The sequence below is a fragment of the Microcella sp. genome (genome assembly GCF_040286215.1).
Taxonomy (GTDB): domain Bacteria; phylum Actinomycetota; class Actinomycetes; order Actinomycetales; family Microbacteriaceae; genus Microcella.
Map to the genome: position 1 here is coordinate 79,719 of NZ_JAVKCK010000002.1, position 10,865 is coordinate 90,583.

A 10,865-nucleotide genomic window follows, 5' to 3' on the forward strand; every position below is an offset into this window, starting at 1 on the left:
GGCGGCAGTCTACGTCGCGGCGCGCACCCCGAATGCGCGCCGGTAGGCCTGCGGCGTCGTACCAAGCGACCGCGTGAAGTGATGCCGCAGCGTGGCCGAGGAGCCGAAACCGCACACGCGCGCGACCTCCTCGACGGGGGCGTCGGACTCCTCGAGCAGCTGCTGCGCGCGCAAGAGCCGCTGTCGGTTGAGCCACGCGGCCGGGCTCTCGCCGAGCTCGGCGCGGAACCGTCTGGCGAAGGTGCGCTCCGACATGAGGGCTCGGCGCGCGAGAGTCTCGACGGAGTGGTCATCGCCGAGGTGGTCGAGCATCCAGTCGGTAAGCTCGGCGAGGCTCGTGCCGCCGTGCTGCACTTCGGGCTGCTGGATGTACTGGCTCTGCCCGCCGTCGCGCTGCGGCGGCACGACCATGCGCCGGGCGATCACCGACGCCGCGGCGGCGCCGTGCTCGCGGCGCACGAGGTGCAGGCACGCGTCGATGCCGGCCGCGGTGCCCGCACCTGTGATGACGCGGCGGTCTTCGACGAAGAGCACATCAGGGTCGACGACGGTCCGGGGGTAGGCGCGCTGCATCTCGTCCGCGTACATCCAGTGGGTCGCGCTACGGCGTCCGTCGAGGATGCCCGACTCACCGAGCACGAACGACCCGCTGCACACGCTGAGCACCCAGGCGCCCCGGGCCTCCGCCGCACGGATCACGTCGAGATACCGCTCGTCCACGGGGCCGATGCTGCGCGCCGCGACCGCGATGAGGTCGGCTTCGGCAGCCACAGAGAGGTCGTCGGTTACGACGATGTCGAAGCCGAGGCTCGTGCGCACGGGCCCGGGGTCGGCGGTGGCCACCCGGAAGTCGAACGCGGGCGCACCCGAGCTGCTGCGGTCGATGCCGAACACCTCGCACAGCACACCGAATTCGAACGGGGCGAGACCGGGGATCGCGAGGGCGACGACGCGGTGCAGCATGGACGGCCTTTCGAGGAGGAGAAACAGTGTGGCGGAATATCGACCGACAATGGCAATCCTGCCACTCGTGGCCGAGATTATCCAGTCATAGATTTTCTGCCATGACCACGATCGCCCTCATCCTCCTCGCACTCCTCGCCGCCGCGGGCATCGGTGCCACGATCGTCGCGGTTCTGCGCGACGGCTACCGCCGGGTTCCCGTTGCACGCCCTCTGCGTGAGTACGAGCGCGACGACCACTACCGCGCCTGAGCCGGGGTGCCCACGATCGTGCGGGGTGGCACACGCCCGCCTCCCCGCACACAGCGACGGCCCTGCCGCCCCATCCAGGGGGTCGGCAGGGCCGTCGTCCTGAGAGCTAGGAGAGCGCGGCGATGACCTCGCGCATGAGGGCGGCGGTCTCGCTCGGCGTCTTGCCGACCTTGACGCCCGCGGCCTCGAGGGCCTCCTTCTTGGCCTGCGCCGTACCGGCCGAGCCGGAGACGATCGCGCCAGCGTGGCCCATCGTCTTGCCCTCGGGAGCCGTGAAGCCCGCGACGTAGCCCACGACCGGCTTGGTGACGTTGGCCTTGATGAAGTCGGCGGCGCGCTCCTCGGCGTCGCCGCCGATCGCGCCGAGCAGGACGCCCGCCTTCGTCTCGGGGTCGGCCTCGAAGGCGGCGAGCGCGTCGATGTGGGTCGTGCCGATGATGGGATCGCCGCCGATGCCGATCGCGGTCGAGAAGCCCAGATCGCGCAGCTCGAACATCATCTGGTAGGTCAGCGTGCCCGACTTCGAGACGAGCCCGATCGGGCCCTTGCCCGTGATGGTCGCGGGCGTGATGCCGACGAGCGACTCGTCGGGGGTGATGATGCCGGGGCAGTTCGGGCCGATGATGCGCGTCGCATTGCCGTGAGCCTGCGCCGTCGCCCAGATGTCGGCCGAATCCTGCACGGGGATGCCCTCGGTAATGATGACGAGCAGCGGAATGCCCGCCTCGATGGCCTCGATCGCCGCATCCTTCGCGAAGGCCGGAGGTACGAAGGCGATCGAGACGTCGGCGCCCGTGCTCGACATCGCCTCGGAGACCGTGCCGAAGACGGGCAGCTCGAGAACCGAGCCGTCCTTCGCGGTGTGCTCGACGGTCGTACCGGCCTTGCGTGCGTTGACACCGCCGACGATCTGGGTGCCCGCCTTCAGCATGAGCGCGGTGTGCTTGGTGCCCTCGCCGCCGGTGATGCCCTGAACGATGACCGTGGAATCCTTGCTGAGGAAGATCGACATTTCTCGTATCCCTTACTTCGCGGCCAGTTCGGCAGCCTTGTCGGCGCCCTCGTCCATGGAGCTCGCGAGCGTCACGAGCGGGTGCGCGGCCTCCGCCAGAATGCGGCGGCCCTCCTCGACGTTGTTGCCGTCCAGACGCACCACGAGCGGCTTCGTCGCGGTGTCACCGAGAATCTCGAGAGCCTTCACGATGCCGTTCGCGACGGCGTCGCAGGAGGTGATTCCGCCGAAGACGTTCACGAAGACGCTCTTGACCTGGCTGTCGCCGAGGATGACGTCGAGGCCCGCCGCCATGACGGTCGCGGAAGCTCCGCCGCCGATATCGAGGAAGTTCGCCGGCTTGACGCCACCGTGCGACTCGCCCGCGTACGCGACGACGTCGAGCGTCGACATCACCAGCCCGGCACCGTTGCCGATGATGCCGACCTCGCCGTCGAGCTTCACGTAGTTCAGGTCGTGCTCCTTGGCTTTCGCCTCAAGGGGGTCGCCCTGCTCCCCGCCCGCCCACTCCGCCTGGTGCGGGTGGCGGAAGCTGGCGTTCTCGTCGATCGAGACCTTGCCGTCGAGGGCGATGATGTCGCCCGCCCCTGTCAGCACCAGTGGGTTCACCTCGACGAGCGTCGCATCCTCGTCATCGAAGACGCTGTAGAGGCTTACGAACACCGGGGCGACCTTCTCGACGAGCTCCTCAGAGAACCCGCCCTGCCTCGCGATCTCACGGGCTGTGTCGAGATCGATACCGGTCAGGGGGTCGACGTGCACCTTCGCGAGCGCATCGGGGCGCTCCTCAGCGAGCTGCTCGATCTCCACGCCCCCTTCGACGCTGCACAGCGAGAGGTAGGTGCGGTTCGCTCGGTCGAGCAGCACCGAGAAGTAGTACTCCTCCGCGATATCAGCACCCGCGGCGACCATCACGCGCTCGACGACGTGGCCCTTGATGTCGAGACCGAGAATGTCGCGGGCGTGAGCCTCCGCCTCCTCGGCGGTCTTGGCCACCTTCACGCCACCCGCCTTGCCGCGGCCGCCGACCTTGACCTGAGCCTTGACGACGGTGACACCGCCGATCTTCTCCGCCGCCGACCTCGCCTCCTCCGGGGTGTCGGCGATCACACCGGGAAGCACGGGAACACCGTACTTCTCGAAGAGATCTCTGGCCTGGTACTCGAATAGATCCACGGTGCTTCATCCCGTCCGCGTGCGCAGCATTGGAGGTGGTCGATGCGGTCTCTCGATGTCGAGATTTCTCGATATCGAGACAAATCCGCCCTCAACTTTAGCGTGTCCGCCGCACGACGCAGACCGCCGACGGCCCAGCGCTCAGCCGTCGCGACGCACGACGACGGCGGTGACGTCGTCGGAGGAGGTGCCTCGGGCGCGGGTGCGGAGGGCATCGACGACCTCGTGGGAGCTCGACGCGAGCAGGGCGAGAGCCGCTACGCGATCCAGCCCCTCCAGCGAACCGTCGTAGAGGTCGAGCACCCCGTCGCTCGCAGCGACCAGGGTGTCACCCGGCTCGAGCTTGACGGTCTGCTCCTCCCACTCGGTGTCGATGTCGACGCCGAGAGGGGGCGAGCTCGACCGCAAGCGCTCGATCGTGCCGTCGCGCCGCGCGATCACCGTCAAGCCGTGCCCCGCGTCGACGAAGGTCACCTCACCCGAGTCCATGTCGACGCGGGCGTGGAAGAGGGTCACGAACAGACCGGTGGTGTCCAGGTCGGCGTTGAGCGAGGCGGCGGCGAGGTTCACGGCGCCCGTCACATCGCCGAAGCGTGCGGCCGACCTCAGCACCGCCCGCACCGTCGCCGCAATGATCGCCGCCGCGATGCCCTTGCCCATCGTGTCAGCGAGCGTGATGGCCGCCCCCTCGCCGACCGGGTACCAGTCGTAGAAGTCTCCGCCGACCGCCCTCGCCGGCTGGCAGAACCCGGCGATGTCCCAGCCCGGCATGCTCAGCATCTTCGACGGCAGCAGACCCTGCTGCACCTCCGCCGCGCGAGACAGCTCCTGGCTGACGGAGAGCTCCTGCTGCACCCACGAGGCGAGGTCGCGCAGCATGGCCTGCTCGCGCTCACTGAAGTCGCGTGGCAGAGGATCATAGATGCAGAAAGCGCCGATGCGCTCCCCCGTCGACGCATAGAGCGGATGCCCCGCATAGAACGTGATGAGGCCTTCCTCGGCACGGGCGGCGAACTCCGGATCGGCCCTGAGATCACCGACGACCAGAGTGTCGTCGCTCATGATCGTCGTGGCGCACACCGACTGGTCGCGCGGAATCTCGGCCCGCCCCGGGCCGACGATCGACTTGGACCACTGTCGGTCGCCATCGATGAGGTTGATCGCGGCCGACTGGACGCCGAACAGGGTCTTCGCGAGGCGCGTCACGCGGTCGAAACGCTCCTCCGGTGACGTGTCCAGGATGCCCAGCTCGTCGAGGGCGCGCTGCCGAGCCATCTCGTCGATGACGCCGGAGATCGACACTGAGGGCATGCCCCGCGTCGATTCACGATCGGCGTCGCTAGCCTCCCGGCTGCGCACGAGCGTCCAGTGGTTGAAACCGTCGACGCGGCGGTGCTCGACCGTGTCGACCAGGGCCTTCATGAGGGGGATGCCCCGGCCGGACTCGGCGAGAGCATCCGGATCAGGCATCTCGCGGCCGTCGAGATCGACGTGGTCGACCTCGCCCGAATCGCTCAACGTCGCCTCCAGGCGATCCTCGTAGGCGATGACGGTCAAGGTGGCGTGCACTCCGTGACCGCGATTGGCATGCTGGATGACGTTCGCGGTCAGCTCGATGATCGCAGTCTCCAAAGACATGCCGGTCGCGCGCGCTCAGATCGGGCACGCTGCCCCAGACCGAGTCGAGCAGCTCGTGCACCGTATCGACCGTGTCGGGTGGAGCCGTGAGACGCAGGGTGCGCGTCACCATGTCAGGCATCGGCATACGCGCTCTCCACGCTGTCGAAGCTCCGCAGCACACCCGTCATGTTGGTGAGCTCGAGGACGAGCTCCACCTGCTCGGTGGGGTTCACCAGCCGCACATCGCCGCCCGCCTCGCGCGCGGTCTTCATGCCCGCGATCAGCGCCCCCAAACCTGATGAGTCGAGGAAGACGACCTGATCGAGCCTGATGGCGACGCGCGGTCGGTTGTCGTCGACGGCCGACTGGATCGCTTCCCGCACGCGCGCGGCGGTCACCATGTTGAGCCGCCCGCTCACACTGATCTCTGTCACGCCCTGCGGGTGCGGAATGATCGAGATATCCATGAATGCCTCCTGACGCCGGTGCTGCCATTCTTCCTGCTCGGAGAGCTTTCGCCCCGCAGGCGGGCGGGGCTAGAGCTTCTCGATCGGAGCGATCTTGACGAGGAGGCGCTTGCGCCCGGCGGACTCGAACTGCACTTCGGCGATCGACTTCGCCCCGTTCTGCGTGACGCTCGTCACCGAGCCGTCGCCGAAGTCGGCGTGGCGGATGCGGTCTCCGATCTCGAGAGTGAGGTCGCCGTTGTCGCGCACCTTCGCCGTGACGGTATTCGCCCACTCCGTCTTCGGCTTGCCCGGCGGCAGCGACGTGCTGTGGCCGAACCGGGGCGTGCCCGAGCCGCCGAGCGCGCGTTGGCCGCCCCCCGTCGTGCGCGAGCCCATGCCGGGGGCCTCCCGCCAGTCGATGAGGTCGGCGGGAATCTCCTGCAGGTAGCGGCTGGGGGCGGCCACCTGCGTGTCGCCGAAGGTCGTGCGCGTCATCGCGAGGCTCAGGTGCAGGCGCTGCCGAGCGCGGGTGATGCCGACATAGAACAGGCGCCGCTCCTCGGCGGGGCCACCGGGCTCGGTCGCGCTCATCTGGTGGGGCAGCAGGTTCTCCTCCACCCCCGTGATGAACACCGCGTCGTACTCGAGCCCTTTCGCCGTGTGGAGCGTCATGAGCGAGACGGTGCCGCTGGAGTCGTCGAGCTCGTCGGCTGCGGCGACGAGCGCTACCTCGGTGAGAAAGTCGAGAAGCCGTCCCTCCGGGTTGTTCTTCTGGAACTCCCGGGTCACCGCCACGAGCTCCTCCACATTCTCGGCGCGGGCTTCGTCCTGCGGGTCGCGGCTGCCGCGCAGAATCTCCAGATACTTCGTCTTCTCGAGGATGCCGGTGAGGATGTCCGGCACGAGCCCCGTGTCGAGCGACTCGCTCGCCGCGTCGAGGATCGCCGCGAGGTCGACGATGGCCGCGGTCACTTTCGGTCCGAGGCCGAGGGCGGGAGCATCCCGCAGCGCGTCGATCATCGTGCCGCCCAGTTCGTCGGCGTGGTTCGCGAGCGCCGTCTCCGTCGCCGGCCCGATGCCGCGCTTGGGGGTGTTGAGGATGCGACGCATGGCGAGACCGTCTGCCGGATTCGCGACGGCGATGAGGTACGCCATCATGTCCTTGATCTCGGCACGCTCGTAGAACTTCGTGCCGCCGAGCACGCGGTACGGGATCGCCGAGCGGATGAAGATCTCCTCGAGCGCGCGCGTCTGCGCGTTCGTTCGGTAGAAGACGGCGACCTGGTTGTACGGCGTACCCGCATCGTGCAGAGTCTGAATCTCGTCGGCGACGAACTGAGCCTCGTCGTGCTGGCTGTAGCCGGTGAAGCCGACGATCTTGTCGCCCGAGCCGACCGCCGTGAACAGGTTCTTGGCGATGCGGTCGAAGTTGTTCGCGATCACGGCATTCGCGGCGTCGAGGATCGTCTGCGTCGACCGGTAGTTCTGCTCGAGCAGGATCACCTCGGCGCCGGGGAAGTCGCGCTCGAACTCGACGATGTTGCGGATGTCGGCGCCGCGGAAGGCGTAGATCGACTGGTCGGAGTCGCCGACGACCGTGAGGGCCGCCGACGGGATGCCCCCGCTCGCGTCCGTCTCGATGCGCGTGTCCGTTGGCACGTGCTGCGGCTCGACCGGGCGCGTCAGCTCGCGGATGAGCGCGTACTGCGCGTGATTGGTGTCCTGGTACTCGTCCACCAGGAGGTGCCGGAACCTCCGCTGGTACAGCGCCGCCACCTGCGGGAAGGCGCGAAACAGGTACACGGTCTGGGCGATCAAGTCGTCGAAGTCGAAGGCGTTCGCCCGGTGCAGCTCGGCCGTGTAGCGCCGGAAGAGCTCGAGGAACATGACCTCGGTCGGGTCGTTCGCGTTGATCTGCCGGCTGTAGCCCTCGACGTCGATGAGCTCGTTCTTGAGCTTCGAGATCTTGCCGGCGACGGCGCTCACCGTGAAGCCCAGAGTGTCGGCCTGCATGTCCTTCACCAGCCGCTTGATGAGGGCGCGCGAATCCGCCGAGTCGTAGATCGTGAATCCGCGCGTGAAGCCGAACTGCTCGGCCTCGCGGCGCAGGATGCGCACGCATGCCGAGTGGAACGTGGAGATCCACATGCCCTGCGCGGCGTCGCGGCCCACGAGCTGCTCGACGCGCTCCCGCATCTCTCCCGCCGCCTTGTTCGTGAAGGTGATCGCGAGAATCTGGCTCGGCCACAGCTCACGATCGCGAATGAGCCGGGCGATGCGGCGCGTGAGCACGCTCGTCTTGCCCGAGCCGGCGCCGGCGACGATGAGCAGCGCCTGCGCACGCGACTGCACAGCGGTGAGCTGCTGCGGGTTGAGCCCCGCGAGCAGCGGATCGTCCTGGCCGGGAGCGGAGACCAGGGTCTCGTCGGGGAGGAAGCTCATGACCTCCCCAGTCTAGGTCGCGCCCCCGACCACGTTTCCTGCGCGGCAGGGGTCACAGGGCCGCACGCGCCTCGAGGGCCAGGTCGGGCTGGTCGGCGAAGACCCCATCGAGTCCTGACGCGAGGACCGCGCCGAAGAATGCGAGCCAGTCGCCGTGGGCCGCGGGGCTCCCGCCGAGCCGGCATGGCGCGGGGAGGAACCGGTTCTCGGCCCGCAGAGTCCAGGTGTAGACGAGAAGGCCCCGATCGTGGGCGCGCGACACGAGCGTGGACGCGGCGAGGCCGTGATCGAGCATCCGCCACCTGTCGGCGTCACGGCCCGTGATCCCGCTCGCCGCCCGCACGAGCAGCCCCACCTCGGGGCTGATGCCGTCCACCTGCCCCGCGAGCGACGCGAGCCCGGCGTCGCTCAGCTGGGAGGCGTAGCTGGGCGCAGAGGAGCCGTCGCGCGCCACCAGGTCAGCGGCCGCGCCGCTGCGCTCCAGCAGGTAGACGAACTCAGCGTCCACGCCGCGCTCGCGCACCTGCCCCAACACCGTCTGCTCGAACGACTCGACCACGAGGCGGTCCCGGTCGGCCCAACCGGCGATCTCGGAGGCGAAGAGCTCATCCAGCGGCAGACCGATGGAGGCGAAGTGCGTCGGGTGCTTGAGCTCGGCGACCAGGCGCACCGGCCGCTCTGCGGCGTCGAGCAGCGCCAGGAGATCGCGCAGGCGCAGTATGGGGTAGCGCCCGTCGAAGCGCGACGACGCCTGGCGCAGCTCGGGCAGGCGCTCTCGCGCGCGCAGGGTGTCAAGCTCGGCCCACGTGAAGTCTTCGGTGAACCATCCGGTGACGTGTTCGCCGTCGACCGTCTGGGTGCGTCGACGGTCGGCGAACTCGGGGCGGGACGCCACATCGGTCGTGGCGCCGATTTCGTTCTCGTGCCTCAGCACGAGCTGGCCGTCCTTGGTCGGCACGATGTCGGGCTCGATCGCGTCAGCACCCAGCTCGATCGCGAGACGGTAGGCGGCCAACGTGTGCTCCGGTCGGTACGCGCTCGCGCCGCGATGGGCGATGACCTGGGGGCGTGGCGCGTCTGACACGCCGACAACGCTACGCCGATACTCTGCAAGGCATGAACGCGCAGCAGCCCGAGGTCGCCGACGGCGACACGCTGCCCGGCGCCACCCGCGCCCACAGCGCGGGCAGCGCGACGCGCGCCACCCAGCGTCGGCCGCGGCGCCGCACCAACCCGCTCGCGATCGCGGCCCTCATCCTCGCCGCACTGCTCAGCCCCGTCGCCGCGCTGTTCGGCCACATCGCCCTCGGCCAGATCGCGCGCTCGCACGGTCGCGAGCGCGGCGCGATTCCCGCCTGGATCGCCGTCGGTCTCGGCTACCTGTGGCTCGTCGGCCTGCTCATCATTGTCGGCGCCGTGATCGTCGCCCTCGACGGCGGAGTGCTGCCGTGGCCGTAGTGCCGCTCGAAGCCGCAGCTCGACTGCCGCTGCGCTGGGGCACCTATGGCGGCCGCCGGTGGGCGGGCCTCACCCTCATTGCTGGCGGCCTCATGCACCTGCAGGCCTCCGGTCCCGACAACCTGCTGCCGCTCGCCGTCGGCACGGTCGCGCACGTCGTCGGATGGTTGATCATGCCCGCGCGCGGCTGGCGCCGCGTCGTGCCGATCGTTCTCAGCACCTTCGTCGGGTGGCTGCTGCTCGCCGGTCCCCAACTCATGTGGACTCTCACGATCCCCTTCCTCTTCTGGCTGCTCGTGCGGCACCGCCCCTGGCGCAGCCTGCTCGCGGTGAGCCCCGTGCTGCTCAACGGCGTCATCGCGGTCGCCGTGTTTCGCGAGTACGAGGGGATGCCCCTGGCGCTGGGCATCAGTGCTCTCGTCATCGTCGGTTCGGCCTGGTGGGCCGCAGCGCTCGCACGGCGATCTCATAGCGATTCTCACTAGAATCGACGCATGGCTACCTCGAACCCCGCGTTCAACTCCCCCGCGTTCTCACTCAACCAGTCCTCCGCGATCATGCACCGTGCCGCGACGCCCTCCAGTGAGCAGCTCGACGAGATCTACGGCAAGCCGTCCGCCACGCCGCAGCAGACCGACCGCATGACCTACGAGGACACGATCCAGAAGGCCGTGGGCGCGTTCGCCCTCGTCGCCCTCGGTGCCGCCGTCGGCTGGTTCGTGCCCTTCCTCACCATCCCCGCCGCGATCGTGGGCTTCGTGCTCGCGCTCGTCAACATCTTCAAGAAAAAGCCGTCGGCCGGTCTCGTGCTCGCCTACTCGGCCGTGCAGGGAATCTTCGCTGGCGGCATCTCCGCGATCTTCGAGTCGATCCCCGCATACTCGGGCATCGCCGTGCAGGCGCTCCTCGGCACCGCCGCCGTGTTCGTCGTGACGCTGCTGCTGTTCCGCAGCGGCAAGATCCGCGCCTCGAAGAAGGCCACGAAGGTCTTCCTGATCGCGATGATCGGCTACGCCGTCTTCTCGCTCATCAACCTGGGGCTGATGCTCTTCGGGGCGACCGACAATGCCTTCGGCCTGCGCAGCGCCGAGATCTTCGGAATTCCGATCGGGCTCATCCTCGGCGTTCTCGTGGTGCTGCTCGCCGCCTACTCGCTCGTGCTCGACTTCGATCAGATCAAGACCGGCGTCGAGAACGGGGCCCCGCGCATGTTCGCCTGGCGCGCGGTGTTCGGCATCGTGCTCACGGTCATCTGGCTGTACATCGAGATCCTGCGGATGCTCGCCATCCTGCGCGGAGAGTAGCCGACAGAGGTACGGGATGAGGGCCGCCCTTCGGGGCGGCCCTTCTCGTGCCTGGGGTTGCTCGCGGGTTCAGAGACCGACCGCGGGGGCCGCGGTCGGCGCTGGCGTCGCGCGAAGGCCCGACATGGGCTTCGCCACAATCAACAGCGCGCCGAAATTGGCGCGAAAAACCAAAGCTATTAACAAAAAA

11 protein-coding genes are annotated in these 10,865 nt (G+C 68.6%); 4 read left to right on the forward strand and 7 right to left on the reverse strand.

Going from position 1 to position 10,865, the window contains the following annotated elements; all coding sequences use genetic code 11:
• Positions 1–9 precede the first annotated feature (9 nt).
• Positions 10–963 carry a GlxA family transcriptional regulator gene (locus RJQ01_RS00395; protein ID WP_350474716.1) on the reverse strand — a complete coding sequence of 318 codons (954 nt, stop codon included), beginning with the start codon at positions 961–963 and terminating at the stop codon, positions 10–12.
• 101 nt (positions 964–1,064) lie between these two features.
• On the opposite strand from RJQ01_RS00395, the gene RJQ01_RS00400 reads away from it, so the two are divergent.
• A complete protein-coding gene (locus RJQ01_RS00400) occupies positions 1,065–1,214 on the forward strand; it encodes a hypothetical protein (RefSeq protein WP_350474717.1) in 150 nt (49 codons plus the stop codon).
• 106 nt (positions 1,215–1,320) lie between these two features.
• Here RJQ01_RS00400 and sucD read toward each other — a convergent pair whose 3' ends face one another.
• The 6 genes from sucD to RJQ01_RS00430 form a co-directional block, all read right to left on the reverse strand.
• Entirely contained in the window at positions 1,321–2,226 is a 906-nt protein-coding gene (gene sucD / locus RJQ01_RS00405) for a succinate--CoA ligase subunit alpha (RefSeq protein ID WP_350474718.1), read from the reverse strand.
• A gap of 12 nt (positions 2,227–2,238) precedes the next feature.
• Entirely contained in the window at positions 2,239–3,402 is a 1,164-nt protein-coding gene (gene sucC, locus RJQ01_RS00410; RefSeq protein WP_350474719.1) for an ADP-forming succinate--CoA ligase subunit beta, read from the reverse strand.
• Positions 3,403–3,543: 141 nt separating this feature from the next.
• Positions 3,544–5,040: a SpoIIE family protein phosphatase gene (locus RJQ01_RS00415; protein WP_350474720.1), complete on the reverse strand. Its 1,497-nt coding sequence runs from the start codon at positions 5,038–5,040 to the stop codon at positions 3,544–3,546.
• A 113-nt stretch (positions 5,041–5,153) separates the two neighbouring features.
• Positions 5,154–5,489 (reverse strand): STAS domain-containing protein, encoded by a 336-nt coding sequence (locus RJQ01_RS00420; RefSeq protein WP_350474721.1) that lies wholly within the window; start codon positions 5,487–5,489, stop codon positions 5,154–5,156.
• 69 nt (positions 5,490–5,558) lie between these two features.
• Positions 5,559–7,913 (reverse strand): ATP-dependent helicase, encoded by a 2,355-nt coding sequence (locus tag RJQ01_RS00425; RefSeq protein ID WP_350474722.1) that lies wholly within the window; start codon positions 7,911–7,913, stop codon positions 5,559–5,561.
• A 52-nt stretch (positions 7,914–7,965) separates the two neighbouring features.
• The gene (locus tag RJQ01_RS00430; RefSeq protein ID WP_350474723.1) at positions 7,966–8,997 is read right to left on the reverse strand and encodes a glycerophosphodiester phosphodiesterase family protein; all 1,032 of its coding nucleotides are present in this window, start codon (positions 8,995–8,997) and stop codon (positions 7,966–7,968) included.
• Positions 8,998–9,029: 32 nt separating this feature from the next.
• On the opposite strand from RJQ01_RS00430, the gene RJQ01_RS00435 reads away from it, so the two are divergent.
• The 3 genes from RJQ01_RS00435 to RJQ01_RS00445 are packed head-to-tail and all read left to right on the forward strand — an operon-like array spanning position 9,030 to position 10,675.
• A complete protein-coding gene (locus tag RJQ01_RS00435) occupies positions 9,030–9,371 on the forward strand; it encodes a hypothetical protein (protein ID WP_350474724.1) in 342 nt (113 codons plus the stop codon).
• Positions 9,362–9,856 (forward strand): hypothetical protein, encoded by a 495-nt coding sequence (locus RJQ01_RS00440; RefSeq protein ID WP_350474725.1) that lies wholly within the window; start codon positions 9,362–9,364, stop codon positions 9,854–9,856. Before RJQ01_RS00435 ends, RJQ01_RS00440 begins: the two co-directional genes overlap by 10 nt.
• 9 nt (positions 9,857–9,865) lie before the next feature.
• A complete protein-coding gene (locus RJQ01_RS00445; RefSeq protein WP_350474726.1) occupies positions 9,866–10,675 on the forward strand; it encodes a Bax inhibitor-1/YccA family protein in 810 nt (269 codons plus the stop codon).
• The last annotated feature ends 190 nt before the right edge of the window (positions 10,676–10,865 follow it).